This window comes from Mycobacterium sp. NGS40, assembly GCF_059812735.1.
Window position 1 is genome coordinate 190192 of sequence record NZ_JCALDG010000001.1, and the last position, 25662, is coordinate 215853.

At 66.8% G+C, this 25662-nt stretch carries 27 protein-coding genes; 18 read left to right on the top strand and 9 right to left on the bottom strand.

What is annotated here, in order from left to right; translation table 11 throughout:
- Positions 1-97 precede the first annotated feature (97 nt).
- Genes AC5Y5O_RS00905 through AC5Y5O_RS00925 form a run of 5 tightly spaced genes read left to right on the top strand, consistent with a single transcriptional unit; the run spans position 98 to position 4851 of the window.
- Positions 98-1396, top strand: coding sequence for an adenylosuccinate synthase (locus tag AC5Y5O_RS00905; protein WP_500023327.1), 1299 nt, complete (start codon positions 98-100; stop codon positions 1394-1396).
- Positions 1393-2034, top strand: a complete 642-nt coding sequence (locus AC5Y5O_RS00910) for a PaaI family thioesterase (protein ID WP_370494083.1) — start codon at positions 1393-1395, stop codon at positions 2032-2034. Before AC5Y5O_RS00905 ends, AC5Y5O_RS00910 begins: the two co-directional genes overlap by 4 nt.
- A gap of 21 nt (positions 2035-2055) precedes the next feature.
- Complete coding sequence (locus AC5Y5O_RS00915; protein WP_500023329.1) at positions 2056-3159, top strand: ATP-grasp domain-containing protein; 1104 nt, start codon at positions 2056-2058, stop codon at positions 3157-3159.
- Positions 3160-3173: 14 nt separating this feature from the next.
- Complete coding sequence (locus tag AC5Y5O_RS00920) at positions 3174-3581, top strand: rhodanese-like domain-containing protein (protein WP_500023331.1); 408 nt, start codon at positions 3174-3176, stop codon at positions 3579-3581.
- Positions 3582-3633: 52 nt separating this feature from the next.
- Positions 3634-4851: an O-succinylhomoserine sulfhydrylase gene (locus tag AC5Y5O_RS00925; protein ID WP_500023333.1), complete on the top strand. Its 1218-nt coding sequence runs from the start codon at positions 3634-3636 to the stop codon at positions 4849-4851.
- Here the strand turns inward: AC5Y5O_RS00925 and AC5Y5O_RS00930 are convergent.
- Both AC5Y5O_RS00930 and AC5Y5O_RS00935 read right to left on the bottom strand, forming a co-directional pair.
- A complete protein-coding gene (locus AC5Y5O_RS00930) occupies positions 4848-6221 on the bottom strand; it encodes an NAD(P)/FAD-dependent oxidoreductase (RefSeq protein ID WP_096284267.1) in 1374 nt (457 codons plus the stop codon). The genes AC5Y5O_RS00925 and AC5Y5O_RS00930 overlap by 4 nt on opposite strands.
- A gap of 195 nt (positions 6222-6416) precedes the next feature.
- Complete coding sequence (locus AC5Y5O_RS00935; RefSeq protein WP_500023335.1) at positions 6417-6647, bottom strand: hypothetical protein; 231 nt, start codon at positions 6645-6647, stop codon at positions 6417-6419.
- Positions 6648-6687: 40 nt separating this feature from the next.
- Here AC5Y5O_RS00935 and AC5Y5O_RS00940 point away from each other — a divergent pair, with 40 nt between their 5' ends.
- The 3 genes from AC5Y5O_RS00940 (at position 6688) to AC5Y5O_RS00950 (ending at position 8183) form a co-directional block, all read left to right on the top strand.
- Entirely contained in the window at positions 6688-6978 is a 291-nt protein-coding gene (locus tag AC5Y5O_RS00940; RefSeq protein ID WP_500023337.1) for a CDGP domain-containing protein, read from the top strand.
- Positions 6979-7103: 125 nt separating this feature from the next.
- Positions 7104-7706, top strand: coding sequence for a TetR/AcrR family transcriptional regulator (locus AC5Y5O_RS00945; RefSeq protein WP_207768446.1), 603 nt, complete (start codon positions 7104-7106; stop codon positions 7704-7706).
- A 75-nt stretch (positions 7707-7781) separates the two neighbouring features.
- Positions 7782-8183: a DUF4189 domain-containing protein gene (locus AC5Y5O_RS00950; protein WP_096284274.1), complete on the top strand. Its 402-nt coding sequence runs from the start codon at positions 7782-7784 to the stop codon at positions 8181-8183.
- A gap of 9 nt (positions 8184-8192) precedes the next feature.
- On the opposite strand, the gene AC5Y5O_RS00955 is transcribed toward AC5Y5O_RS00950, so the two are convergent.
- From AC5Y5O_RS00955 to AC5Y5O_RS00965, 3 genes are read right to left on the bottom strand one after another with little or no spacing between them, the layout of a single operon-like run.
- Complete coding sequence (locus AC5Y5O_RS00955) at positions 8193-8792, bottom strand: hypothetical protein (protein ID WP_500023340.1); 600 nt, start codon at positions 8790-8792, stop codon at positions 8193-8195.
- 17 nt (positions 8793-8809) lie between these two features.
- Complete coding sequence (locus AC5Y5O_RS00960; protein ID WP_243393748.1) at positions 8810-10042, bottom strand: serine hydrolase domain-containing protein; 1233 nt, start codon at positions 10040-10042, stop codon at positions 8810-8812.
- A gap of 5 nt (positions 10043-10047) precedes the next feature.
- Positions 10048-11232, bottom strand: coding sequence for an acyl-CoA dehydrogenase (locus AC5Y5O_RS00965; protein WP_096284278.1), 1185 nt, complete (start codon positions 11230-11232; stop codon positions 10048-10050).
- A 67-nt stretch (positions 11233-11299) separates the two neighbouring features.
- Between AC5Y5O_RS00965 and AC5Y5O_RS00970 the strand changes: the two genes are divergently transcribed.
- Genes AC5Y5O_RS00970 through AC5Y5O_RS00995 form a run of 6 tightly spaced genes read left to right on the top strand, consistent with a single transcriptional unit; the run spans position 11300 to position 16691 of the window.
- Positions 11300-11671, top strand: coding sequence for a DUF3054 domain-containing protein (locus tag AC5Y5O_RS00970; protein ID WP_096284279.1), 372 nt, complete (start codon positions 11300-11302; stop codon positions 11669-11671).
- Positions 11671-12618 (top strand): SAM-dependent methyltransferase, encoded by a 948-nt coding sequence (locus AC5Y5O_RS00975; protein ID WP_500023342.1) that lies wholly within the window; start codon positions 11671-11673, stop codon positions 12616-12618. Before AC5Y5O_RS00970 ends, AC5Y5O_RS00975 begins: the two co-directional genes overlap by 1 nt.
- A gap of 17 nt (positions 12619-12635) precedes the next feature.
- Positions 12636-13121, top strand: coding sequence for a GNAT family N-acetyltransferase (locus AC5Y5O_RS00980; RefSeq protein ID WP_096284283.1), 486 nt, complete (start codon positions 12636-12638; stop codon positions 13119-13121).
- On the top strand, positions 13118-14224 hold the full coding sequence (locus AC5Y5O_RS00985) for an LLM class flavin-dependent oxidoreductase (RefSeq protein WP_096284285.1): 1107 nt from the start codon (positions 13118-13120) through the stop codon (positions 14222-14224). The genes AC5Y5O_RS00980 and AC5Y5O_RS00985 overlap by 4 nt, the downstream gene beginning before the upstream one ends.
- Entirely contained in the window at positions 14221-15339 is a 1119-nt protein-coding gene (locus AC5Y5O_RS00990) for an LLM class flavin-dependent oxidoreductase (protein WP_096284287.1), read from the top strand. Before AC5Y5O_RS00985 ends, AC5Y5O_RS00990 begins: the two co-directional genes overlap by 4 nt.
- Entirely contained in the window at positions 15336-16691 is a 1356-nt protein-coding gene (locus tag AC5Y5O_RS00995) for an NtaA/DmoA family FMN-dependent monooxygenase (RefSeq protein ID WP_500023345.1), read from the top strand. The genes AC5Y5O_RS00990 and AC5Y5O_RS00995 overlap by 4 nt, the downstream gene beginning before the upstream one ends.
- On the opposite strand, the gene AC5Y5O_RS01000 is transcribed toward AC5Y5O_RS00995, so the two are convergent.
- Positions 16666-17001: a YnfA family protein gene (locus AC5Y5O_RS01000; RefSeq protein WP_096284290.1), complete on the bottom strand. Its 336-nt coding sequence runs from the start codon at positions 16999-17001 to the stop codon at positions 16666-16668. The two genes, AC5Y5O_RS00995 and AC5Y5O_RS01000, sit on opposite strands and share 26 nt — an antisense overlap.
- Entirely contained in the window at positions 16998-17750 is a 753-nt protein-coding gene (locus tag AC5Y5O_RS01005) for an MBL fold metallo-hydrolase (RefSeq protein ID WP_500023347.1), read from the bottom strand. Before AC5Y5O_RS01005 ends, AC5Y5O_RS01000 begins: the two co-directional genes overlap by 4 nt.
- Before the next feature lie 29 nt (positions 17751-17779).
- On the opposite strand from AC5Y5O_RS01005, the gene fgd reads away from it, so the two are divergent.
- Genes fgd through AC5Y5O_RS01020 form a run of 3 tightly spaced genes read left to right on the top strand, consistent with a single transcriptional unit; the run spans position 17780 to position 22068 of the window.
- A complete protein-coding gene (fgd, locus tag AC5Y5O_RS01010; protein WP_096284294.1) occupies positions 17780-18790 on the top strand; it encodes a glucose-6-phosphate dehydrogenase (coenzyme-F420) in 1011 nt (336 codons plus the stop codon).
- Positions 18783-20924, top strand: coding sequence for a phosphate acetyltransferase (gene pta / locus AC5Y5O_RS01015; protein ID WP_500023349.1), 2142 nt, complete (start codon positions 18783-18785; stop codon positions 20922-20924). The genes fgd and pta overlap by 8 nt, the downstream gene beginning before the upstream one ends.
- Positions 20917-22068 (top strand): acetate kinase, encoded by a 1152-nt coding sequence (locus tag AC5Y5O_RS01020; protein ID WP_500023351.1) that lies wholly within the window; start codon positions 20917-20919, stop codon positions 22066-22068. Before pta ends, AC5Y5O_RS01020 begins: the two co-directional genes overlap by 8 nt.
- On the opposite strand, the gene AC5Y5O_RS01025 is transcribed toward AC5Y5O_RS01020, so the two are convergent.
- Entirely contained in the window at positions 22065-23258 is a 1194-nt protein-coding gene (locus tag AC5Y5O_RS01025) for a DUF1501 domain-containing protein (RefSeq protein WP_500023353.1), read from the bottom strand. The two genes, AC5Y5O_RS01020 and AC5Y5O_RS01025, sit on opposite strands and share 4 nt — an antisense overlap.
- Before the next feature lie 10 nt (positions 23259-23268).
- A complete protein-coding gene (locus AC5Y5O_RS01030; protein WP_500023355.1) occupies positions 23269-24585 on the bottom strand; it encodes a DUF1800 domain-containing protein in 1317 nt (438 codons plus the stop codon).
- Positions 24586-24725: 140 nt separating this feature from the next.
- On the opposite strand from AC5Y5O_RS01030, the gene AC5Y5O_RS01035 reads away from it, so the two are divergent.
- Complete coding sequence (locus AC5Y5O_RS01035) at positions 24726-25580, top strand: endonuclease domain-containing protein (RefSeq protein WP_207768448.1); 855 nt, start codon at positions 24726-24728, stop codon at positions 25578-25580.
- Positions 25581-25662 lie beyond the last annotated feature (82 nt).

The following is a 25662-nucleotide window of genomic DNA, read 5'->3' on the forward strand; positions in this document are numbered from 1 at the left end:
TTCCTCAGCGGGCCGAAAGACGCCCGCATCGTCACCGGACTAAGGTAAGTCCCCGGCTGGACCACAATAAGCAGGCGAGACCAGGCGGGAGCATGTCATGCCGGCAATCGTCCTCATCGGCGCCCAATGGGGCGACGAGGGCAAAGGTAAGGCCACTGACCTGCTCGGTGGGCGCGTGCAGTGGGTGGTGCGTTACCAGGGTGGCAACAACGCCGGGCACACCGTCGTCTTGCCCACCGGGGAAAACTTTGCGCTACATCTGATCCCGTCGGGCGTGCTGACGCCCGGCGTCACCAATGTCATCGGCAATGGCGTGGTGATCGATCCCGGCGTGCTGCTCGACGAGCTCAAGGGCCTGGAGGATCGCGGTGTCGACACCACCAAACTGCTGATCTCCGCCGACGCGCATTTGCTGTTGCCCTACCACGTGGCCATCGACAAGGTCACCGAGCGCTACATGGGCAACAAGAAGATCGGCACCACCGGCCGCGGCATCGGACCGTGCTATCAGGACAAGATCGCCCGTCAGGGCATCCGGGCCGCCGACGTGCTCGATCCCGAGCAGCTGGCCCAAAAGGTCGAGGGCGCCCTGGAACTCAAGAACCAGATCCTGGTCAAGATCTACAACCGTAAGGCGCTGGATCCGCGGCAGGTGGTCGATGCCCTGCTGAAACAGGCCGAGGGTTTCCAGCACCGCATCCGCGACACCCGGCTGCTGCTCAACACCGCGCTGGAGGCCGGCGAGACCGTCCTGCTAGAGGGCTCGCAGGGCACGCTGCTCGACGTCGACCACGGCACGTATCCCTATGTGACGTCCTCGAATCCGACCGCGGGCGGCGCGGCCGTCGGGTCCGGCATCGGCCCGACCCGGATCACCACGGTGCTGGGAATTCTCAAGGCCTACACGACGCGGGTGGGTTCGGGCCCGTTCCCGACCGAATTGTTCGACGAGAGCGGCGAATACCTGTCCAAGACCGGCGGTGAATTCGGGGTCACCACCGGGCGCCGGCGGCGCACCGGCTGGTTCGACGCCGTCATCGCCCGCTACGCGACCCGGGTCAACGGCATCACCGACTACTTCCTGACCAAGCTCGACGTGCTGTCCAGCCTGGAAACCGTGCCGGTGTGCGTCGGCTACCGCGTCGACGGCGTGCAGACCGACGAAATGCCGATGACGCAAAGCGATTTGCACCGCGCCGAGCCGATCTACGAAGAGCTGCCCGGCTGGTGGGAAGACATCTCGGCGGCCCGCGAATTCGACGACCTGCCCGCCAAGGCGCGCGACTACGTGTTGCGTCTGGAAGAGCTTGCCGGAGCACATGTTTCGTGCATCGGCGTCGGGCCGGGGCGGGATCAGACCATCGTGCGCCGCGACATCCTGGCGGCGCGCCAGTGAGCGATCCCGATCCAAAAGAACTCGATCCCGAATACGAACACCACGGCGGCTTTCCCGAATACGGCCCGGCCACCCCGGGCCCGGGATTCGGCCGGTTCGTGGCGGCCATGCGCCGGCTGCAGGACCTCGCCGTCTCCGCCGACCCGGCCGACGACATCTGGGACGACGCGGCCGATCGGGTGGTTGCGCTGACGGAGTTGCTGGGCCCGTTTCAGGCCCAGGTGGAAGGTCAGGCGCCGGCGGGCCGCACGCCCGAACTACCCGGCATGGGCAGCCTGCTGCTGCCGCCGTGGACGTTGACCCGCTACTCGCCCGACGGCGTCGAAATGACGGGCCATTTCACCCGTTTCCACGTCGGCGGCAACCACGCGGTGCACGGTGGTGTGCTGCCGCTGTTGTTTGATCACATGTTCGGGATGATCTCCCACGCCGCGGGACGCCCGATCAGCCGCACGGCCTTCCTGCACGTCGACTACCGCAAGGTCACGCCGACCGACGTGCCGTTGCTGGTGCGCGGGCGAGTCACCAGCACCGAGGGCCGCAAGGCGTTCGTCTCCGCCGAATTGGTCGACGGCGACGAGACGCTGCTGGCCGAGGGCAACGGCCTGATGGTGCGGTTATTGCCCGGTCAGCCCTGACGGCGCCCGTAGCATGCACTTGTGACCGAAGGACGACGCGAAACCGCAGGCGTACCCCGGGTGTTGTTGCTGGGTTCCGGCGAACTCAGCCGAGAGCTGGCGAATGCGCTGCGACGCCTGGGCGCGGAAGTTCACGAGCACTCGGACATGGACACCGTGTCGGGGGTGATCGACCGGCTACAACCCGACATCGTGGCGACGGCCGCCGGCCCCGTCTCCGTCCCGGCGCTCGAGGCGCTCGCGGCCCGTTCCGACAATGACGGCATCGAATTGGTGCCTAACATGCGCACCGTCCGGTTGACCAACGACCGGGAGGGCCTGCGCAGGCTGGCCGCCGACCAGCTGGGTCTGCCCACCGCGCCGTTCTGGTTCGCCGGCTCGCTCGACGACCTCAAGGCGGTGGCCGCCCACGGTGGCTATCCGTTGCTGGTCGAGCCGCTGGGCGCGACGGCCGGGCGCTCGATGGTGTCCGGTCCCGACGATGTCGAGCCCGCGTGGCGGCGGGCGACGGGTCACGCCGAGCAGCCGCGGGTGCTGGCCGAAACGGTGGTGGAGGTCGAGTTTTACGTCACGCTGCTCGCAATCCGCGGCGAGGGTCGCAACGGGCCGGTGATCGAGTTCTGTTCGCCGATTGGGCACCGGCGCGCCGAACCCGACGTGCTGGAATCCTGGCAGCCCCAGCATTTGAGCCCGGCGGCCCTCGATGCCGCCAAATCGATCGCCGCGCGCATCGTCAAGGCGCTCGGTGGCCGCGGCGTGTTCGGCGTCGAATTGATGATCAACGGCGACGAGGTGTACTTCTGCGACGTGAGCGCCGTTCTGCCGCAAAGCGTCTGGGTGACGCTGCGAAGCCAGCGGATTTCGGCATTCGAACTGCAGGCCCGGGTGATTCTCGGCCTGCCGGTGGATGTCCTGATGATTTCACCGGCCGCCGCGCGCACGAGTCACCCGGCGCCCACCGTCGAGGCACTGACCGCGGCGCTGGCCGTGCCGGAAAGCGACCTTCGCATCTTCGATGCGGGGCCGGGCCCGCGGCGTGGGGTGGCGCTGGCCACCGCGCCGGATGTGGCCTCCGCCCGCGACCGGGCCCGCGACGTGGCCACCGCGGCGTCCAAGGGCGGTTAACTAGACTCACGAGAATGAGCTACGCAGGAGATATCACGCCGCTTGAGGCATGGAAGCTGCTCAGCGACAACCCGCAGGCGGTCTTGGTCGACGTGCGCACCGATGCCGAATGGCGGTTCGTCGGGGTGCCGGACTTGTCGAGCCTGCGCCGCGACGCGGTCTTCATCGAGTGGAACACCGCGACCGGGCACAACGACAACTTCCTGGCCGAACTGAAGGACAGGCTTCCCGCGCAGGCGGGACCGGTGGTCTTCCTGTGTCGCTCCGGCAACCGCTCCATCGGTGCCGCCGAGACCGCGACCGAGGCGGGCATCGAGCCGTCCTACAACATCCTGGACGGTTTCGAGGGCAACCTCGACGCTCAGGGTCATCGAGGTGAAACCGGTTGGCGGGCAGTCGGACTGCCCTGGAAGCAACGATGACCCGCGTCGACGACGATGATGCCGGCGTAGCCGGCATTGAGGAGCGGCGCCAATGACCGACGTTCCGTCGGTTCGCATTCCGAAGGCACTGCCCGACGGCGTCGGCCAAGCCACCATCGGCGTGCGCGGGGGGCTGTTACGGTCCGAGTTCGACGAGACCGCCGAGGGGATGTTTCTGACCTCGGGTTATGTCTACCCGTCGGCGGCGGCTGCCGAGCAGGCTTTCTCCGGCGAGCTCGACCGCTTTGTGTATTCGCGCTACGGCAACCCGACCGTGTCGATGTTCGAGGAACGGCTGCGGCTGATCGAGGGCGCGCCGGCGGCGTTCGCGACGGCCAGCGGCATGGCCGCGGTGTTCACCTCGCTGGGCGCGCTGCTGGGCGCCGGCGATCGATTGGTGGCCGCCCGCAGCCTGTTCGGATCGTGCTTCGTGGTGTGCAACGAGATCCTGCCGCGCTGGGGTGTGGAGACCGTCTTCGTCGACGGCGACGACCTCGCCCAGTGGGAACAGGCGCTATCGGTGCCCACCCAGGCGGTGTTCTTCGAGACGCCGTCGAACCCGATGCAGTCGCTGGTGGATATCGCCGCGGTGACCGAGCTTGCGCATGCTGCGGGTGCAAAAGTGGTGCTGGACAACGTCTTTGCCACTCCGCTTCTGCAGCAAGGCTTTCCGCTCGGGGTTGACGTGGTGGTGTACTCCGGCACCAAGCACATCGACGGCCAAGGCCGAGTGCTCGGTGGTGCCATCCTCGGCGATCGCGAATACATCGACGGCCCGGTGCAGAAGCTGATGCGGCACACCGGCCCGGCCATGAGTGCCTTTAACGCCTGGGTGCTGCTGAAAGGCCTTGAGACACTGTCGGTTCGGGTGAATTACAGCAATGCCTCGGCGCAGCGGATCGCGGAGTTCCTGCAAGAGCATCCGGCGGTGAGTTGGGTGCGCTACCCGTTCCTGACATCGCACCCGCAGTACGACCTGGCCAAGCGTCAGATGTCCGGTGGCGGAACGGTGCTCACCTTCGAGCTCAACGCCCCCGGCGGCGCCAAGGAGCGGGCCTTCGAAGTACTGGACAAGCTGCGGCTGATCGACATCTCGAACAATCTCGGTGACGCCAAATCGCTTGTCACACATCCGGCTACGACCACACACCGGGCGATGGGGCCGGAAGGGCGCGCCGCGATCGGCCTCGGTGACGGCGTCGTCCGCATCTCGGTCGGCCTGGAGGACACCGACGACCTGATCGCCGACATCGACCAAGCCCTGAGCTAGCCGGCTCTCTGCTCGGCGGTCTGGCGTTCGGCTTCGGTCATCGCTTCTTGCGTTTGTGCTTCCATCCAGTTCGTCACGACTCGGGCGTACATCATCTGGTTGGTGATGGCCATCTGGCTGCGCCCGTCGCCCAGGAAGGTGATGAACCAGGCGATCACGGTGGTGAACCGGTTCTTGAAGCCGACGAGGTAGAGCAGGTGCAACCCCAGCCACGCCAGCCAGGCGATGAAGCCGCCGAACTCGAGCTTGCCGACCTGCGCGACGGCACTGAATCGCGAGATGGTGGCCATGCTGCCCTTGTCGAAGTAGTCGAAGGGCTTGCGGTTTGCCGGATCGTCGGTGCCCTTGACCATGTGCTTGATCAACGTCGCCGCGTAATGCGCGCCCTGAATCGCGCCCTGGGCCATCCCGGGCACGTCGGGCACCGACATCAGGTCCCCGACCACGAAGACGTTCGGGTGGCCTTTGATGGTCAGGTCGGGCTCGACGACCACCCGTCCGGCCCGGTCGACCTCGGTGCCGTCGGACTGGTCGGCGAGGATCTTGCCCAGCGAGCTGGCCTGCACGCCCGCCGCCCACACCTTGCACGCGCATTCGATGCGCCGCTTCGTGCCGTCCTTCTCCTTGATCGTGAGGCCCATGTAGTCCACGTCATCGACCATCGCGTTGAGCTGGACTTCGACTCCCATCTTTTCCAGCCGCTGCTGTGCCTTGAGGCCCAGCTTCTCGCCCATCGGCGGCAAGACCGCGGGCGCGGCGTCGAGCAGGATCACCCGGCAATCGCGGGGCTCGATGGTGCGAAACGCTTGCTTGAGGGTGCGGTGGGCGAGCTCCTTGATCTGGCCCGCCACCTCGACACCGGTGGGTCCCGCGCCGACGACGACGAAGGTCAGCCGGCGTTGCCGCTCGACGGGATCGTGGGTGAACTCGGCGGCCTCGAACGCACCGAGGATCCGGCCGCGCAGCTCGAGGGCGTCGTCGATGGTCTTCATGCCGGGCGCGTACGTCGCGAACTGGTCGTTACCGAAGTAGGACTGCTGGGCACCGGCCGCCACGATCAGGCTGTCGAACGGTGTCACCGTCTCCATGCCCATCAGCTTCGACGTCACGGTGCCGGCGGTCAGGTTGATGTCGTAGACCTCGCCCAGCAGCACCTGCACGTTTTTCTGCCGCTGCAGGATCAGCCGGGTCGCGGGCGCGATCTCGCCTTCGGACAAGATGCCGGTGGCCACCTGATAGAGCAGCGGCTGGAACAGGTGAGTGGTCGTCTTGGAGATCAGGGTGACGTCGACGTCGGCGCGCTTGAGCGCCTTGGCCGCATTGAGCCCCCCGAACCCGCTTCCGATGACGACGACGCGATGGCGCGACATGATTCTCCTTCAGGTCCTGTGATCCGTCTGGCTCCTACAGTCTCCGCAGCGCATCTCCACCGTACGACTTCGGCGGGATGAACGTTGGGTGTGGCCGCAGGGTTGCTGGTGCCGGCGCCGTCGCGCCGCCGCCAAGAGAGACCGGTTCGGACTTGATCTGTTGCCTACACTGCCGTCGGCCAGGGCCGCGGTGCCCTAATGGGTGGCATTCCAATGCGAGCTCCGGTCACCGCGCTGTGTCACTCGGACCAGTTCGGCGTGCTCCAGCACCTGCATCGCCTCGTCTAACACCGCGTAGAGCTGCTCCGCCGGCCGTGACACCTTGTTGGCGCCGCGGTGCCGGTGCAGGAGCCCGCTGACAAGCTGTAGTCCTGCGCGGCGCGCGACATCCGCGTCATCGCCAATCGCGAACGGCCGCCGATCCACCGAGTAGTGTCCGTCCCAGCGGCCTGTTCAGGAGAGATCAATGAAGCAATTTGGCTTGGTCGGAACGGTTGTCGCGCTTTCGGTCGGCGCACTGATTGCCTTGGCGCCCCCGGCCGGCGCCGGCTGCCAGTTGGGCGGCGTCGTACTCAGTAAGTGCGACGGACCCGTCCAGCCCGACGGCACCTGGCAACGCTGCGTCGTGTTTCCCCCGGCCGGCGGGCGTGACGGTTCTCCCGTTTACGTCGCCAACACGAATTGCCAGACGTTGGGTCCCGACCAACATCCGGCTGGCGTCGCGTTCACTGACCCACCGACGCACATCGACGACTAGGACCCCGGCGCTCGGCTGCTGACGGGAGCGCCGTCTCCCGTATTTCCCGGACAGTTGGCCTCTTTTCACGCCACGTTGAAAAGAGTCTCAACGCAAGGGGAATTTCACGCTACAATGAAACTCTTATGCCGAACAGATCGATAACCCCGGGGCCCCGAGATGAACGGGGGGTGCTCGCGGCGCGGATCACGGCGGCCGCTCGCGACGAGTTTGCCCAGCACGGCTGGGCGGGCACCACGATCCGCGCGGTCGCACGGGGGGCCGACGTCGACCCGGCGCTGGTCTACCACTACTTCGGGTCCAAGGAAGGTCTGCTGGACGCGGCGACGAACCCGCCGCAAAAGTTCCTGGAGAATGTCGCCAAGGTGTGGACCACGCCCGTCGATCAGCTGGGTGTCGCGCTGATCACCTTGTTGCTGGGGGCTTGGGCCGACGACGAAGTAGCGCCCACCTTGCGGGCCATCCTGCAGACCGCCGCGCACGAACCGGCCACCCACGAGAAGCTGCGCCGGATCGTCGAGGGCAGCCTGATGGGTGTATCGAACCTCGGTGTCGACGAACGCGACCGGATGATCCGCAGCGGGCTTGTCTCGACACAGATGATGGGGTTCGCGCTGATGCGCTACATCTGGAGGATCGAGCCGATCGCATCGATGACCGAAGGCGAAGCGATCGCGGCGATCGCCCCCAATCTGCAGCACTACGTCAGTGGTGACCTGACGGCGTGACCGGGCCGGGCCGTTCTCACGGGCCTCAGAACTACCTCATAAGCCCTGCCCAGCTGCGGCTGCCATCGTCTGACCATGAAGCACGTTGCGCCATATGCGATTATCGGCGTCCTTGCGGCCACCGGATCGGCACTGACCGCGCCGGCGGCGAAGGCTGACATCTCGCTGTATCGCCGACCGGGATGCTGGGGCGCCATCGCGGCGTCGCAGTCGACCGGCGAAGAATCAATCCGCACCGGCTACCCGACTCAGCAAAAGGCCGAGGACGCGGCCGTGATGTGGTGCGACGTGATCGGGAAAACCAACGACTGCCAGGTGGTCATCTCGGGGTTGGGCTGTCTGTCGATCGCGGAGAGCCCCGACGGGAAAATCCTGGCGGGGCGCCAGGCCTTCACCCAAGACGCCGCCGATGCCGCGGCGCGCGACGGCGCGGGGCCGGGTTCGATCATCGACCTCGACGGCTGCAGCGGCTGGTGAGTACCCGGCTCACGGCCACGGCGAGGCGGAGCTCTTGTAGTTCCCGTTGAGCGCGGTGCAGAAGTCGGAGTTCGTGCCGGCGAGCAACACGATGAAGTCGCCGCCCTTGTCGTTGAATGTCTGTGGTGGATAAGCCCATCCGCTGTTGCACATCTGGGTGGGGCTGCCCATCGATGGCCGGCGCCAGTTGGACATCTCGCACGCTTTCATGGCGGCGACGTCCGGGTAGGCGCTCTTGGCGATTACGAGCATCGCGCCTCCCCATTTCCCGTCGTTGCGGCGATAGCCGCGCGCGCCGAACCCGGCGTTGTTCTTCTGGCACCCCAGCGCGCGCTGCAGCGCCATGAACGGCAGGGCGAGGTCGCGATCACTGATACCGGCTGCGGCAGCGATGAATTGCGCCGCGTCGGGACCGTCGACTTCTTGGACGTTCGGATCGTTGAGGCTCTTGAGTTGCTGCGACATCTGCGACGCGGCGCCCCCGCCGCCGATGATCGGTCCGCCGTTGGTGGCTGTCATGGGCGGCAGTGTGCCGGTGGGATCGGCGACGGCGGTCGGCACCGCCAACGCGCCCAGCGCCAGCATGCACGCGATAGCGAGAATCCGCATACCTCAAACTCCTTCGCTCATCTCCCCGGTGGCATCGGTGGGGCCGCGTTCGGGGCCATCACCGCGCCGATCTTGCGGAACAGTATGTCGGCCTGATTACTGTAGTTGCCCTGGTCGTCGAATGCTTCCGGAGCGTAGGTGACCGCGACGGCGATCGCGATCTTCTGGGCCGGCAGATAGGCCTCTACGCCCGCGCAGCCGGAGAACAACGGGTTCTGCATCAGCCAATCGCCGGAGATGATGATGCCCAGGCCGTAGGTATAGCCCTCGCTTTGGTCGAAGCAGGTCGGGCAGCCGGGTTGGGCGTGGGTCTTGCCGCGCAGCGCCGTCGAGACCATCCTCCGGTACGAGTCGCCCGAGAGTAGCCTGCCCGAGCCGATCCCGACGGCGGTGGCTTCCATGTCGTCGATGGTGGTGGTCTGAATGGCACCGTGCGTGATCGTCCAGGACGGATTCCAGTAGGTGGACTCTTCGTAAAACGGTTCCCCCGCAGGGATTTTCAGCGCCTGGCGCCGTTCAGAGCTGAACGTGTGCAAGACGGGCCACGGGATTTCGGCCGTCTCGGCGTTCGCGGTGTGCTTGAGGCCGAGCGGGCCCAGCACCTCGTTGGCCAGCAGCGTCGGCATGTCCTGGCCGGTGGCCTTTTCCAGCGCCAGGCCCAGCAACACGTAATTGGTGTGCGCGTAATTCCAGTTGGTTCCCGGCTCGTAGAGCAGCGGCCGCCCGGAGATCTGGGCCAAGATGTCTTGAGTTGTCCACTGCTGGAACGGGTTCGCGTATGACTCGTTGGCGAATTGTTCGTTGCCGATGACGTAGTCCGGATAGCCCGACGTCATCTGCGCCAGCTGCCCCAGGGTGACTCGTCCGGAATTGGGGAAGTCGGGGAGCCATTTCGACAACCGGTCATCAAGGCTCAGCTTCTTCTGGTCGACCAGCTTGAGCAGCAACGTCGAGACGTAGGAGATCGCGACCGCGCCGTTGCGGAAGTGCATGTCGGTGGTGGCCGGCACCCCGGTCATCGAATCGCCGACGGCCCGGGTGAGCACCTCCTTGCCGTCCACCGTGACGCGAACGATCACGGCCTTCAGGTGCGCCTGCGTCATGAAGTTTCCGACCACCCGCAGCACGGCATCGGCCTTGGCCTGGTCCGCGGAGCCCGCGTGCGGGGGCGTCGACGGCGGCTTGGGCCCACAGCAGGCCACCACCAGGCAGGCGATCACCAGCCAGGTGACAGGGCGCAGCTGCCGCACGCGCATCAGCGGAAGGCGTCGCTACCGGTGAATGCCTGGCCGAGCACCAGCTGGTGCATCTCGGGAGTGCCTTCGTAGGTCAGCACCGACTCCAGGTTGACCATGTGCCGGATCACCGGAAATTCCAGTGATATTCCGTTGCCGCCCAATATGGTTCGGGCGGTCCGGCAGATCTTGAGCGCCTCACGGGTGTTGTTCAGCTTGCCGAAGCTGACCTGTTCGGGGCGCAGCCCGACGCTGTCCTTGAGGCGGCCCAGGTGCAGCGACAGCAGCTGTCCCTTGTGCAATTCGACGGCCATGTCGACGAGTTTGGCCTGAGTCAACTGGAATCCGGCGATCGGCCGGCCGAACTGGGTGCGCTGCGCGGCGTATTCGAGCGCGGCCTGCCACGCCGTGCGCGCTGCGCCCATCGATCCCCAGATGATGCCGTAGCGCGCCTCGGACAGACACGACAGCGGCCCGCGCAGCCCCTTGGCGTCGGGCAGCATCGCGTCGGCGGGCAGTCGCACGTCGTCGAGCACCAGCTCACTGGTGATCGAGGCCCGCAGCGACAGCTTGTGGTGAATTGTGTTGGCGGTGAAGCCCGCGGTACGGGTCGGGACGATAAAACCGCGGATCCCGTCATCGGTGTTGGCCCACACCACCGCGACGTCGGCGACCGAACCGTTGGTGATCCACATCTTGCGACCGTTGAGCACCCAGTCCGAACCATCCAGTCGCGCATGGGTTTTCATCGCCGCGGGGTCGGATCCGGCATCGGGTTCGGTGAGCCCGAAGCAGCCCAGCAGCTCACCGGCGGCCATGCCGGGAAGCCACTGCTGCTTCTGCTCCTCGGAGCCGAAGTTCCAGATCGCGAACATCGCCAGCGACCCCTGCACCGAGACCATCGACCGCACCCCGGAGTCGGCCGCCTCCAGCTCGGTACAGGCCAGGCCGTAATGCACCGACGAGGACCCGCCGCATCCGTAGCCCTCCAGGTGCATACCGAGCAGCCCGAGCTCGCCGAACTGCTTGCCCAGTTGGCGCACCGGCAGGTCGCCGATCTCGAACCACTCCGCGATGTACGGGATGACGTGCTCGGCGCAGAATTTCCGGACCGTGTCGCGCACCGCGATCTCATCGCTGGACAGCGACGCGTCCAACCCAAGCGGGTCTTCTCGGTTGAACGCGGGAGGTTTGTGTGTGCTCATACCAGTCAGCCTGCCACCGCGTCCGACGCGAAGAACAGCCTCCGGTGCAGCCCGGTAGTCTCGCTCTATGCAACGGCTGGGGTGGCTGGCCTACCTGTTGTCAGACGTGGTGGGCGTTTTGGTGTTCTGCGCCGTGGGACGCCGCAGTCACGACGAGGGGCTCAATCTCGCCGGCATCGCGACGACGGCCTGGCCGTTTCTCACCGGCACCCTGATCGGGTGGCTGGTGTCCCGGGGGTGGCGGCGTCCCACCGCCGTCGCACCTACCGGGGTGATCATCTGGTTGTGCACCGTGGTGATCGGCATGGTGTTGCGCAAAGTCAGCTCCGCGGGCGTGGCCGCGAGTTTCGTGGTGGTCGCGGCGACGGTCACCGCGCTGCTGTTGCTCGGTTGGCGGGTGGCGGTCGGACTAACGGTGCGGCGCCGCTCCGACGTCTAATGGCACGGTCCGACGACGACAGCTGGGGTCCCGACGGCGGCGTCGGCATGACCGCGACGTTCGGCGCGGTCGCGCGGGCACTGGCCACCACGAAGGGTCTGGTCCACGACCCGTTCGCCGAGCAGTTGGTGCGCGCCGCGGGGGTGCAGTACTTCACCCGGATGCTCGACGACCAGCGGTACGTCGACGACGGCGGCGACAACGCGATCATGACCGGGCTCATCAGCCTGCTCGGGGCGCACACCCGATTCCTGGATGAATTCCTCGCCGAGGCCGGACGGGCGGGCATCGCCCAGGTCGTGATCCTGGGCTCGGGCCTGGACACCCGGCCGTATCGGCTCTGGTGGCCAGCCGGGACCACGGTGTACGAGATCGATCAGCCGGACGTCATCGACTTCAAGACCGCCGTGTTGCGTCGGCTGGATGCCGAACTGACCGCGCACCGCCGGGCGGTCGGCGTCGACCTGCGTCGCGATTGGTTGACGGCGCTGCACCGGTCGGGGTTCGATGCCGCCCAACCCACGGCGTGGGTCGCCGAGACGTTGCTGATCGGGTTCCTGCCTCCCGACGGGCAGAGCCGGTTGCTCGACGACGTCTCGGCCGTCAGCGCGCCCGGCAGCCGGTTCGCCGGCGATCACCTGCCCACCTGGTCCTCCTTCCAGCTGGAGGCCGCGCAGACGTTCGTCAACACCTGGCGCCGATTCGGCCTCGACGTCGACCTTGCCGGTCTGACCTACCCCGGCGAATATCGCGCGGTCCCGCAGTATCTGGCCGACCACGGCTGGCAGACCGTGGAACGAAATGTCGCCGATTTGTTCAGTGCGATTGGAATGGCCACCCGCTGGCGCGGCACCCCCGATGACAACGCGATTACGCCTCGATATGTCACCGCCACACGATCAGCCGGGACCAGGGCAACACCCGGCTGGAATGCATCCAACTGGTAGGCGTTAGAGGTGAGGTGATGTCCAAGACCCAGCTTCGGTTTGTGCCGGCCGCGTTGGACGACGCGTTGGCGCAGCCATTGCTGGCCGAGCTGGCCGTCGAGTACGCGCAGCGTTACGAGAGCACACCACCAACCGTGTTGGCGTGGCTCAAGGACAACCCCACCGACGAGTTCGCGCCACCGGACGGGGGCATGTTGATCGGCCTGTTGGATGGCCGCCCGGTGACCGGCGGCGGATTTCGCCGCTTCGACGCCGAGACGGCCGAGCTCAAGAGAATCTGGACCGATAGCCGGCATCGTCGCCGCGGCTACGCGATGGCGCTGCTGGCCGAACTCGAGGCCGCGATCGCGGCACGTGGCTACCGGCGGGTCTATCTGATGACCGGCAACCGTCAGCCCGAGGCCGAGGAGCTGTATCAGGCCACCGGATACATCCGCCTGGACGCGCCGTTGCCGTCCGAAGGTCCGGTCTTCCCGATCGCTTTCGAGAAGTGGCTGAAGTGACCGGCGCACTGCATCTGGGCGTCGCGCTGGACGGATATGGCTGGGACCCGCTGGCGTGGCGAGCCACGTTGGCGGCCGACCCCAGCACCCCGTCGCAGCTGAGCGGACGTTACTGGGTCGGCCTTGCGGCCACCGCCGAGCGCGGGCTGCTCGACTTCCTCACCATCGACGACACCCTGATGCCGCAGCCCGGTCGCCGCGAGCGGATCGACCCGCGACGGCTGGCCGGCCGTGGCGACGCCGCCCTGGTCGCCGCGCGCATCGCACCCGCGACCCGGCACATCGGGCTGATCCCGGTGGCGACGGTGACCCATACGGAGCCGTTCCATATCTCCAAATCCATTGCCACGCTTGATTATGTATCGCACGGCCGGGCCGGTTGGCAGCCTCGCGTCAGCTCCACCACGCACGAGGCGGCGTTGTTCGGCCGCCGCGACGTATCGCTGGACGGCCTGTCGGACCTCTTTCCAGAGGCCGCCGACTACGTCGAGGTGGTGCGCCGGCTCTGGGACAGCTGGGAGGACGACGCGATCGTCCGCGACGTGTCGACCGGCCGCTACGTCGACATCGACAAGCTGCACTACATCGACTTCAGCGGAAAGTTCTTCTCGGTCAAGGGGCCGTCGATCACCCCCCGCCCGCCGCAGGGCCAGCCGGTCGTGGCGGTGCTGGCCCACCAACTACCGGTCTACGAATTCGCCTCTACCAGTGGCGATCTCGTGTTCATCACGCCAAAGGACGAGGCCTCGCTGCGCGGCATTCTGGACGAGGTGGCCGCTGCCGGCGGTGCGCGGCTGAAGGTCTATGCCGACGTAGTGGTGTCCTTTGGGGGCGACGGCGATCCCCGCTCCGATGCGCTCAACTTCACCGGCGGCCCAGCGGATTTGGTGGACCTGCTGCTCGATTGGCAGCGCCTCGGCATCGACGGCGCGCGGCTGCGACCTGCCGTCAATGCCACCGATCTGCCGGTGATCGTCGACCAGGTGGTCCCGCTGTTGCAGCGTGCCGGCCGATTCCGGGAGGCCTATCAGGAGGGCGAGACGCTGCGGGCCCGGCTCGGCCTGCCGGTCGCGCCCAACCGATACGCGGCGGTCCGGCGATGAACGCTGCGCTGTCCATCCTCGACCTCTCGCCGATCAGCGCCGGAAGCGATGCGGCGACGGCGCTGCGCGACACCGTCGAACTGGCCCAGCGTGCCGAAGACTGGGGCTTTCGCCGCTACTGGGTGGCCGAACATCACTTCGTCGGTGTCGCCAGCGCGGCGCCCGCTGTGTTGATCGGACAAATCGCGGCTGCTACCAACAGGATTCGGGTCGGCGCCGCCGCGGTGCAACTGGGCTATACCACCGCCGTCGCGGTGGTCGAAAGCTTCGGCGTGCTGGAGGCGTTCTATCCCGGACGCATCGACCTCGGTATCGGCCGGTCCGGGCAGCGCCGTACCGAAGAGCAGAAGCCCAAGAAGCCGAAGGAACCCCGTCCGCCGCGGGTGTGGCACGAGGTGGACGGCGTCGTCGTTCCGACCCCCTTCGACCTGCGCGGGCTGCTCGATCTCGAGCAGCTGCAAGCCACGATGGGGATCCTGCAGCAGCCGCAGGCCCTATCCCCGGACTTCGCCGAACAGGTCGACGATATCCTCGCGCTGCTCGAAGGCACCTACCACGTCGGTAGGTTCGACGTGCATGCCGTGCCGGGCGAACGAAGCGGATTGCGGCCGTGGGTCTTCGGCAGCACCCGGGGACAAAGCGCGCGGGTGGCCGGTGCCCGGGGGTTGCCGTTCGTGGCGAGCTATCACATCACGCCGGCCACCGCCCTAGAGGCGATCGAGGCCTACCGCGACGCGTTTGTGCCGTCGGCGGCGCTGGCCGAACCCTACGTCGTGGTGTCGGCCGACATCGTGGTGGCCGACGACTCCGATACCGCTAGGCACCTGGCCGCCGGCTACGGCCATTGGGTGTACTCGATCCGCAGCGGCATAGGTGCCATGCCTTATCCCGAACCCGGCAGCCTGCCGCCCCTGACCGACGAGCAGTTCGACCTGGTAAAGGACCGATTGGCAACGCAATTCGTCGGTGATCCCGACGAGGTGGCCGAGCGGCTGGAGGCACTGCAGCGGGTCACCGGCGCCGACGAACTCGTGGTCACCTCGGTGACGCACCGGTTCGAGGACCGGTTGCGGTCGCACGAGCTGATCGCCAAACGCTGGGGTCTGACGCAATGAACATCAGAAACGGTAAGCACCGCAAGCCGATTCATCTGGCCGCCCATTTCCCGGGTGTCAACAACACCACGGTCTGGACCGATCCCGGCGCGGGCAGCCAGATCGAGTTCGACTCGTTCGTCCACCTGGCCCGCACCGCCGAGCGTGGGCTGTTCGACTTCTTCTTCCTGGCCGAAGGGCTGCGGCTGCGCGAGCACCGCGGCCGGATCTACGACCTCGATGTCGTCGGGCGCCCGGACACCTTCGCGGTGCTGGCCGCGCTGGCCGCTGTCACCGACCGGATCGGGCTGACCGGTACGATCAATACCACCTTCAACGAACCATTCGAGGTGGCAAGGCAATTCGCCACGCTCGACCACCTGTCGGAGGGCCGCGCCGGCTGGAACATCGTCACCTCGTCGGATGCCTTCACCGGCGCCAACTTCCGCCGTGGCGGCTTCCTGAAGCACGCCGACCGGTACCGGCGGGCCGAGGAGTTCCTCACGGTCGCGCGCAGATTTTGGGACAGCTGGGAAGCCGACGCGGTGCTCGCCGATATCGAAAGCGGAACGTACGTCGACCCGTCCCGGATTCACGCCGTCGAGCATCGGGGCCCCGACTTCAACGTCCGGGGCTTCGGCACCCTGCCGGTCGGGAGGCAGGGTCATCCGATCCTGCTGCAGGCCGGTGACTCCGACGAGGGGCGGGCATTCGGCGCCCGGTACGCCGATGCGTTCTTCACCCTGCACGGCTCCTTGGAGGATGGTCAGCGCTACTACGCCGACGTCAAGGGCAAGGCTGTCGCGTCGGGTCGAGACCCCAACCAGCTCAAGGTTTTTCCGGCCGCGACCTTCGTTCTCGGTGACACCGACGCCGACGCGCAGGACAAGGCGCGCCACATCCGTTATCAACAGGTCAGTGGCGCCACGGCAATCGCGATGCTCGAGCAGGTATGGGGCCGTGAGCTCTCCGACTTCGACCCCGACGGGCCGCTTCCCGAATTCGATCCGGTCGTCGACAGCGACATCACCCAGGGCCGGGTCCGCCACGTCGACCCGGTCAAGGTGGCCGGCGGGTGGCGCGAACGCGCCAGGGCCGAGAAGCTGTCGATCCGTGAGCTGATCATCGCGGTCACCAGCCGGGAGCAATTCGTCGGCACCGCATCCCGGATCGCCGAGGAGATCGACGAATACATCCAGGCCGACGCCTGCGACGGGTTCATCCTCGTCCCGCATCTGACGCCGCACGGCCTCGACGAGTTCGTCGACCGGGTGGTGCCGCTGCTGCAGGAGCGCGGCGCGTTTCGCACCGAGTACACCGGCGAGACGCTGCGGGATCACTTGGGGCTCAGCGAGTTCGCGGCGCATACATGATGACGGCCACGCCCAGCAGGCAGATCAGCGCGCCGGTGACATCCCAGCGATCGGGGCGGAACCCGTCAAAACCCATGCCCCACAGCAGCGATCCGGCCACGAAGATGCCGCCGTACGCGGCCAGGATGCGACCGAAGTGGGTGTCGGGCTGCAGGGTGGCGACAAAGCCGTAGCCGCCCAGCGCGATCACGCCCCAGCCCACCCACATCCAGCCGCGGTGTTCGCGCACCCCCTGCCATACCAGCCAGGCGCCGCCGATCTCGAAAAGTGCGGCCAGGACGAACAACGCGATCGACTTGGCGACGGTCACAACGCGCCTGCTTTTTCCAGCGCCGCATCGGTCGCTTCGCGGATCGGACCGCGCCACAGCGGGCCGTGACCGGGCGCCAGCACCTCGGTCTCCAATAACGCCAGCGCCGAAAGCGTTCGGATGCAATCCTGCTGGCTGTAGCTGAAGATCGCCGGCAGCAGCTGCGGCCCGCCGTGCCGTATCAGCGGGTGCCCGGTGATCAGCGCGTCGCCGCTGGCCAGCACACCGTCGACCAGGTACGAGCAGTGGCCGTTGGTGTGGCCGGGGCTGAAAACGGGTCTGGGGTGGCCCGGCAGCGCCGCGGCGATTTCGGGCGTCAGCGGCCGGGTGGTCGGAATCCCGTCGCGGATCAGGCCGCCGCTGCGCACCACGTGCGCGGTCCACACCGCCCACCGGGGACGCCAGATGCGCAGCGCCAGATCGATCACCGAGACCTGTTCGAGGTACTCACGCTTGGCGTGGCCGACTTCGTCGGCGTGGCAGTAGACCGGAGTGCCGTGCTCGGCGGCGAACCAGATCGCCGAGCCCAGATGGTCGATGTGGGCGTGCGTCAGCAGGATCGCGCGCACGTCGCCGACGCCGTAGCCGAGGGCTTTCAGCGAGGCCAGCACCGCTGCCCGGTCACCGGGATAGCCGGCGTCGATCAGCATTACGCCGCTGTCGTCGGTGACCAGCGTCCAGTTGACGGCTTCACCCTGGGCGAGGTGCACGGTGTCGGTGACTTGAACAAGTGTTGGCGCTGGTGCCATGCCCGCGAGTCTAGGAGTAGAAAGAACGGGTGGCTGAACTGAAACTTGGATACAAAGCGTCTGCTGAACAATTCGCCCCGCGCGAGCTCGTCGAACTGGCTGTGGCCGCCGAAGCACACGGCATGGACAGCGCCACCGTCAGTGACCACTTCCAGCCGTGGCGGCACAAGGGCGGACACGCCCCGTTCTCACTGGCCTGGATGACCGCGGTCGGCGAGCGCACCGAGCGGCTGGTGCTGGGCACGTCGGTGCTCACCCCGACCTTCCGGTACAACCCGGCCGTCATCGCCCAGGCCTTCGCGACGATGGGTTGCCTGTACCCGAACCGCATCTTCCTCGGCGTCGGCACCGGAGAGGCGCTCAACGAGATCGCCACCGGATACGAGGGCGACTGGCCGGAGTTCAAGGAGCGCTACGCGCGGCTGCGCGAGTCGGTGAAACTGATGCGCGAACTGTGGCTCGGCGACCGCGTCGATTTCGAGGGCGAGTTCTACAAAACCAAGGGCGCCTCGATCTACGACGTGCCCGAGGGCGGTATCCCGATCTACATCGCCGCGGGCGGACCGCAGGTGGCCAAGTACGCCGGGCGCGCCGGCGACGGGTTCATCTGCACATCCGGCAAGGGCGAGGAGCTCTACAAGGACAAGCTGATCCCCGCGATGCGTGAGGGTGCCGAGGCGGCGGGCAAGAACCCGGACGACATCGACCGGATGATCGAGATCAAGATCTCCTACGACACCGACCCCGAACTGGCCCGGGAGAACACCCGGTTCTGGGCGCCGCTGTCGCTGACCGCCGAGCAGAAGCACTCCATCGACGACCCGATCGAGATGGAGAAGGCTGCCGACGCGCTGCCGATCGAGCAGATCACCAAGCGCTGGATCGTGGCGTCGGATCCCGACGAGGCGGTCGCCAAGGTCAAGGACTACATCGACTGGGGCCTGAACCACCTGGTGTTCCACGCGCCCGGCCACGACCAGCGCCGGTTCCTGGAGCTGTTCGAAAAGGACCTTGCGCCCAGGCTGCGGCAACTTGGCTGATACCGCTCGACCTGCTTCAGGGATTTACATCGCGGCGCCCGAGCCCGAGACCGGCAAGTCGACGATCGCGCTGGGGCTGCTCAACCGACTGACGGCCACCGTCGCCAAAGTCGGTGTGTTCCGGCCGATTACCCGGCTCGACGGCGATCGCAAGCGCGGCGGAGCCGGGCGTAGCGGGTCGCCGCATGATCCCGGCGAGGATCGCGACTATATCCTGGAGCTGCTGCTGACCCGTGCCACCGCGGGCCTGACCTACGAGGAATGCGTCGGCGCCACCTATCAGGAAATCCACGCCGATACCGACGCGGCGATCGCCGCCATCGTCGACGCCTACCACGCGATGGCGCAGGCATGCGACGCGGTGGTGATCGTGGGCAGCGACTACACGGATATCGCCGGTCCCGCTGAGCTCTCGGTCAATGCCCGCGTCGCAGTCAATCTCGGTGCGCCGGTGCTGTTGGCGGTGCGGGCCAAGGACCGCACCGCCGATCAGGTCGCCGGGGTCATCGAGGTGTGTCTTGCCGAGCTCGCCGCGCAGCGCGCCCACACCGCGGCTGTGGTGGCCAACCGGTGTGATCCGGCCGAATTGGGTGCCGTTGCCGAAGCGCTGCACCGCTTCGCCCCGCCCAGTTACGTACTGCCGGAAGACCCGTTGCTCTCGGCGCCGACGGTCGAGGAGTTGCGGCAGGCCGTGCACGGGACGCTGGTCAGCGGCGACGCCGAGCTGGTTCGGCGCGAGGTGATGGACGTACTGGTGGCCGGGATGACCGCCGACCACGTGCTGGAGCGGCTACGCGACGGCATGGCGGTGATCACCCCCGGCGACCGTTCCGACGTCGTTCTGGCGGCCGCCAGTGCCCATGCGGCCGAGGGGTTTCCGTCACTGTCCTGCATTGTGCTCAACGGCGGATTCCAACTGCATCCGTCCATTGCGGCACTGGTCGCCGGGCTGCACCTGCGGCTGCCGATCATCGGAAACGACCTGGGGACCTACGAAACGGCCAGGGCGGCGGCCTTGGCCCGCGGCCGCGTCACGGCAACCTCGCAACGTAAGATCGACACCGCAGTGGGGCTGATGGAGCGCCACGTCGATATCGCGGATCTCATTGCACAGCTGGCTATTCCGATCCCTACGGTCACCACCCCGCAGATGTTCACCCATCAGCTCACGCAGCAGGCGCGTGCCGATCGAAAGCACATCGTGCTGCCCGAAGGTAACGACGACCGCATCCTCAAGGCCGCCGGCCGGGTGCTGAAACGCTGTGTCGCCGACCTCACGATCCTGGGTGACGAATCTCAAATCCGTTCGCGTTCAGCCGAACTCGGAGTCGACCTGCACGACGCCACGATCATCGACCCGTACGACGACGAACTGTGTGACCAGTTCGCCGCGCAGTACGCCGAACTGCGCAAGGCGAAGGGCATCACCATCGAGCAGGCCCACGAGATCATGCACGACGTCTCGTATTTCGGGACCATGCTGGTGCACAACGGCATGGTTGACGGCATGGTGTCCGGCGCCGCGCATACCACTGCCCACACGGTTCGGCCGGCATTCGAGATCATCAGGACCGTGCCCGACGTCTCGACGGTGTCCAGCATCTTCCTGATGTGCATGCCCGATCGGGTGCTGGCCTTCGGCGACTGCGCGATCGTCCCGGACCCCACACCCGAACAGCTCGCCGACATCGCGATCAGTTCGGCGCGCACCGCCGCACAGTTCGGCATCGATCCGAAGGTGGCGATGCTGTCTTACTCCACCGGTGATTCCGGGACCGGAGTCGACGTCGACAAGGTCAGGAAGGCCACGGAATTGGTGCGTGCCCGGGATCCGCAGCTATTGGTCGAGGGGCCGATCCAGTACGACGCCGCGATCGAACCCTCGGTGGCCGCCACCAAGCTGCGCGACTCCGCGGTCGCCGGTCACGCCACCGTGCTGATCTTCCCCGACCTCAACACCGGCAACAACACGTACAAGGCGGTGCAGCGCAGTGCCGGGGCCATCGCGATCGGACCGGTGCTGCAGGGGTTGCGCAAGCCGGTGAATGACCTGTCTCGTGGCGCTCTGGTCGAAGACATCGTCAATACCATTGCGATCACCGCGATCCAGGCGCAAGGTGTCGGACATGGCTGAGCGCACTGTGCTCGTTATCAATTCGGGCTCATCGTCATTGAAATTCCAGCTTTTGCAGCCTGATTCGGGAATCACCCGGGCGCGCGGCGTGATTGGCGAGATCGGCGAGCCGTCCGGGCGGGCCGCCGATCACGAGGAGGCGCTGCGTCTGGCGTTTCACCAGCTGGCCGAGGATGGCATCGACCTGAAGTCGAGCGGCCTACTGGCGGTCGGACACCGGGTCGTGCACGGGGGCAGTGATTTCTACCGCCCGACGCTGCTCGACGACGAGCGGATAGCGGAGCTCGAGAAGCTGTCGGAGCTTGCACCGCTGCACAATCCGCCCGCGCTGCAGGGCATCAAGGTGGCACGCAAGCTGCTGCCGGATGTCGCGCACATCGCCGTGTTCGATACGGCCTTCTTCCACCACCTACCGGCCGCGGCCGCGACGTACGCGATGAACCGGGAGCTGGCAGAGCGATACCGGATACGCCGCTACGGTTTTCACGGCACGTCGCATCGCTACGTGAGCGAGCAGGCCGCCGCCTTCCTGGGCGCCTCGCCGGACAGCCTGAACCAGATCGTGCTGCACCTGGGCAATGGCGCCTCGGCCTCGGCGATCGCCGGCGGCCGGCCGGTCGACACGTCGATGGGCCTGACCCCGTTGGAGGGTCTGGTGATGGGCACCCGCAGCGGCGACATCGACCCCGGCGTCATCAGTTACCTGTGGCGCAGCGCGAACATGGACGTGGAGGCGATCGAGTCCATGCTCAACAACCGGTCGGGCGTCTGGGGCCTGGCCGGTGAGCGCGACTTCCGCCGGCTGCACGCGATGATCGAATCAGGCGACAGCTCGGCACAATTGGCGTACGACGTATTCATCCACCGGCTGCGTAAGTACATCGGCGCCTACCTGGCGGTGCTGGGGCACACCGATGTGCTGACGTTCACCGCCGGCATCGGCGAGAACGATGCTGTGGTGCGCCGTGATGCCGTAACCGGCCTCGAGGAGCTGGGCATCGTGCTGGACGAGGGTCGTAACCAGTCCAACAGCAAAGGCGCACAGCGGATTTCGGCTGACCATTCGCCGATCGCCGTGCTCGTCGTCCCGACCGACGAAGAGCTGGCGATCGCACGCGACTGTGCGGAGCTGTTGGCGAGTTAGAGGAGGCCCAAGCTGGTGCGGCCCGCCCCCACCGACGGCGTCGGGTCCGTCCCAATCGTTTGCACGAGCAGCTCGTAGTAGATGTCCCGAAAGTCGGTGGTGAACTTGAGATCTCCGTGGTCGAGGTTGGTGAGGCTGGGCTCTTCGCCGTAGAAGCCACCCTTGACGGGCACACCCGCGATGAAGACCGGGCCCGCGGTGCCGTGATCGGTCCCCTGTGACGCGTTGGCCACCACGCGGCGGCCGAACTCCGAGTAGGCCATCAGCACGACGTTGCGTCCGCGGCGATCTGCGGCCATGTCCCGCAGGAACGGGGCCAGCGCTTCGTCGAGTCTTTGCAGCAGACGCTGTTGGGTATCGCGCTCGTTGGCGTGGGTATCGAAGCCGCCCAGCGTGACGGTGTACACGCGGGTCGGGACGCCGGCGCGTACCGCGGCGGCAACCATATTCAGCTGCGCGGCCAGCGAATTACCTTCCTTATCAGCGGGTTTGATCGCCCCGAACGCCTTACTGGTGGTGCCGCTGGCGCGATAGGCCTTGCGAACCGCCGCCATCGCCGGGGTGTCAACGGGGTCGTCGTCGCCCAGCGCGCTGATGATGGCTTCAAAGCGATCCGCCTGCTGCTCCGGTGCCCGCGCCGGTGAAAGCGCTGCCGCCGTGTACTTTTCGCCGACCGCCAGCGGCGGCAACACAGGTCCGATGTTCACCGCGCGCAACGGATCGTCGCCGGTGGCATCGAGCCAGCGGCCGATCCATCCGGTCGGGACCGGTTCGGCGGGCGACGCCGTCTGCCAGATGTCCATCGACCGGAAGTGACTGTGGTCGGGCTTCGGATAGCTCACACCGCGCACGATCGCGAGTTGGCCCTGGCCCCACAACTGGGCCAGGCCCTTCATCGCGGGGTTGAGGCCCAGCCGAGAATCCAGGTGCAGCACCTCGCCCGGGGTATAAGCGAGCTCGGGTCGGGAATCGTGGTATGCATTGTCGGAGTAGGGGATTAGGGTGTTGATGCCGTCGTTGCCGCCGTAGAGCGTGACGATGACCAGCACCCCGGCACCGTCGGCGAGCGGCCGGTCCTCGGCGGCGCGCATCAGGTCGGGCCAGCCGACTGCGACCGCTCCGGAGAGCAGCCCGGCCGCGCCCACCCCGGCGCTGGCGATCAGGAATCTGCGGCGATTGATCTCGGGCATGGCACTCTCGTTACGACGTCAGGTATTCGGGTGTGTTGACCGCGGCGGCGATCAACTGTGGCGGCCTGCGCACCAGGGGTTCGAGCGCGTCGGCGGACCGGTCCGACCAGGAGCCGATGCCGAGCCAATAGCCGACTGCGTCGATGCGGTCGGCGGGGGCCACACTCTCGATGCCCGACAGGTCGCCGATGTGTGCCAGCCGGGCGGCCGCGCGCAGCCGCGCCTCGGCGCTCGCGGTCGTCAGCCATACCTGACCGTGCGGCCAGCCGCCGACGCTCGGCGGGTAGAACGGCCGCTGCCCAAGGGCTTTCAACGTGGCGTCGGCCATCTTCAGGACCTCCGGCTTGTCGATCGGAACCCGCAGCGCCCGCATCACACCGACCAGCCACTCGATCGGAGTGTTGACGACGGTCGCGCGGTTGGCGGTGAACTCGTCGTCGGTCAGGATGGCCCGGGTCAGCGCACGCAGATCGCGCCCGGAGCCGTAGGCCGAGACCAGCCGGCCGAGCACCTGAGGGGAGGCTGGTTCGTCTGAGGCCAGCTGCTGCCACAGCCGTCCGGTGACATATTCCGCCGACTTCGGTTGCGCCAGCACGGTATCGCAGAATCCGGCGGCGTCGAAATCGCGGGTTTGGCCGAACAGTGTTTTGCCGCCCGGGTCGTGTCGTTTGGGGGTCAGCGAGGTTTGGCCGTCGGGGTCGATCACCCAGCCCGTCAACGCCCTGGCGCCGGCGCGTACGTCGTCCTCGGTGTAACCGTTGCCATGGCCCAGCGCGAACAGCTCCATGAATTCGCGGGCGAGATTTTCGTTGGGCGCCTTGGCGGTATTGCTCTGTCCGTCCAGCCAGCGCAACATCGCGGCATCGGTCAGCAGCGCGTAGGCAAGCGCGCGGAAATCGCCCAGCGACAGGGTGCGCAGCTTCTCGTTCTGCGCCGCCATGTGTGCGGCGGACCGGACTTTCTGCGCGGAGGTCGCAAAGTGGTTGTGCCACAGCACGGTCAGTTTCTCGTGCACCGGCTGTTGTGCGTAAACCATGCGCCGCAACCACCAGTCCGACAGCATGCTCTGTTGTTCGGAGACCTGGTGGTTGAACTCCTTGCGGGCGGCCGGGGTCGCGCCCTTGCCCGGCGCGCGCAGCGGCTCCAGCCGCGGCATCGGGGTGGCGGTCGCACCGGGATCCGTTTCGGGGTCGCCGGCCAGCATGGCATCGACATACGACGGCCAGTTCCAGCGCACCGCCACGTCGACCTCGGGTCCGGTCACCCCGAAGCCGGCTCGTCGCAGCACGCGGGCCGCTGCGATCCACTGGCTGGACTGCCCCGGCATGAATTAACTGTGCGGCATGGAGCTATGAATCAGCTGTGCATGCGTGGCGTCCAGTGTGCGCTCAGGGCACCCTAGCCGCCCATTAGTGAGCCTGTGGATAGCCGAAATCACGGCAGGCACCGACGTGCGAGTGTTCGTCAATGCTCTATCTGGGAAGACCGTTCATCGGCAGCGAGGCCCTGTCGGATGGCGCGCTGACTCGCCATGAACTGCAGACGCAATACCGCGCGCTCTTTCCAAACATCTACCTATCAAAAGATGCCGAGGTATCACTGGAACGGCGCATCGTCGCCGCCTGGCTGTGGTCGAAGCGCAGAGGAATTATCGCCGGCGCAGCGGCTGCCGCATTACACGGCGCTAAATGGATTCCCAATGCTGTCCCGGTAGAGCTGATTTACGCCAACTCGCATGCACCGCCGGGGGTGCTGACACGGCGTGATGCACTGCTGGACAACGAGATGCAGCTGCTTGGCGGACTCGATGTGACGACACCGGAGCGCACTGCCTTCGACGTCGGCCGGCGCGGAGCGGTCCACTCCGCGGTTGCCCGACTGGACGCGCTCGCGCGTGCAACGGGTTTCAAAGTTGACGACGTGTTGCAGCTGGCCGAGTGCCATGCACGCTCACCCGGAGTTCGTCGCTTGCAGGCCGCGCTTGATCTCGTCGACGCGGGGGCGCAGTCTCCGCGGGAGAGCTATTTGCGGCTGCTGCTCATCGACGCGGGTCTGCCGCGGCCGCAGACCCAGATACCAGTCCTCGGGATGGACGGGATACCAGTCGCCTACCTCGACATGGGCTGGCCGGAGTGGATGGTCGCGGTCGAATACGACGGTGACCAACACCGAACCGACCGACGGCAATACGTCATAGACATCCGACGGCTGGACATGCTCGAGCAGATGGGATGGAAAGTCGTCCGGGTGGTGGCAGAAGACGGCCCGGCCAATATCCTGCGCCGGGTGCGGGAAGCGCTGGGCGCGTCGAGTGTGAACTGAGGCCGTCGAGTGTGCACCCAGGCCGACAAGAATGCACACGCAACGCCGAAAGCGGTGCTGTTCGACGCAACGCCGAAAGCGG

Excerpts from the sequence above, each read along its gene's own strand:
- AC5Y5O_RS00905 (WP_500023327.1), top strand. The coding sequence starts at position 98 with ATGCCGGCAATCGTCCTCATCGGCGCCCAATGGGGCGACGAGGGCAAA.
- AC5Y5O_RS00920 (WP_500023331.1), top strand. The coding sequence starts at position 3,174 with ATGAGCTACGCAGGAGATATCACGCCGCTTGAGGCATGGAAGCTGCTC.
- AC5Y5O_RS00925 (WP_500023333.1), top strand. The coding sequence starts at position 3,634 with ATGACCGACGTTCCGTCGGTTCGCATTCCGAAGGCACTGCCCGACGGC.
- AC5Y5O_RS00930 (WP_096284267.1), bottom strand. The coding sequence starts at position 6,221 with ATGTCGCGCCATCGCGTCGTCGTCATCGGAAGCGGGTTCGGGGGGCTC.
- AC5Y5O_RS00940 (WP_500023337.1), top strand. The coding sequence starts at position 6,688 with ATGAAGCAATTTGGCTTGGTCGGAACGGTTGTCGCGCTTTCGGTCGGC.
- AC5Y5O_RS00945 (WP_207768446.1), top strand. The coding sequence starts at position 7,104 with ATGCCGAACAGATCGATAACCCCGGGGCCCCGAGATGAACGGGGGGTG.
- AC5Y5O_RS00950 (WP_096284274.1), top strand. The coding sequence starts at position 7,782 with ATGAAGCACGTTGCGCCATATGCGATTATCGGCGTCCTTGCGGCCACC.
- AC5Y5O_RS00955 (WP_500023340.1), bottom strand. The coding sequence starts at position 8,792 with ATGCGGATTCTCGCTATCGCGTGCATGCTGGCGCTGGGCGCGTTGGCG.
- AC5Y5O_RS00965 (WP_096284278.1), bottom strand. The coding sequence starts at position 11,232 with ATGAGCACACACAAACCTCCCGCGTTCAACCGAGAAGACCCGCTTGGG.
- AC5Y5O_RS00970 (WP_096284279.1), top strand. The coding sequence starts at position 11,300 with ATGCAACGGCTGGGGTGGCTGGCCTACCTGTTGTCAGACGTGGTGGGC.
- AC5Y5O_RS00975 (WP_500023342.1), top strand. The coding sequence starts at position 11,671 with ATGGCACGGTCCGACGACGACAGCTGGGGTCCCGACGGCGGCGTCGGC.
- AC5Y5O_RS00980 (WP_096284283.1), top strand. The coding sequence starts at position 12,636 with ATGTCCAAGACCCAGCTTCGGTTTGTGCCGGCCGCGTTGGACGACGCG.
- AC5Y5O_RS00990 (WP_096284287.1), top strand. The coding sequence starts at position 14,221 with ATGAACGCTGCGCTGTCCATCCTCGACCTCTCGCCGATCAGCGCCGGA.
- AC5Y5O_RS00995 (WP_500023345.1), top strand. The coding sequence starts at position 15,336 with ATGAACATCAGAAACGGTAAGCACCGCAAGCCGATTCATCTGGCCGCC.
- AC5Y5O_RS01005 (WP_500023347.1), bottom strand. The coding sequence starts at position 17,750 with ATGGCACCAGCGCCAACACTTGTTCAAGTCACCGACACCGTGCACCTC.
- AC5Y5O_RS01020 (WP_500023351.1), top strand. The coding sequence starts at position 20,917 with ATGGCTGAGCGCACTGTGCTCGTTATCAATTCGGGCTCATCGTCATTG.
- AC5Y5O_RS01025 (WP_500023353.1), bottom strand. The coding sequence starts at position 23,258 with ATGCCCGAGATCAATCGCCGCAGATTCCTGATCGCCAGCGCCGGGGTG.
- AC5Y5O_RS01030 (WP_500023355.1), bottom strand. The coding sequence starts at position 24,585 with ATGCCGGGGCAGTCCAGCCAGTGGATCGCAGCGGCCCGCGTGCTGCGA.
- AC5Y5O_RS01035 (WP_207768448.1), top strand. The coding sequence starts at position 24,726 with ATGCTCTATCTGGGAAGACCGTTCATCGGCAGCGAGGCCCTGTCGGAT.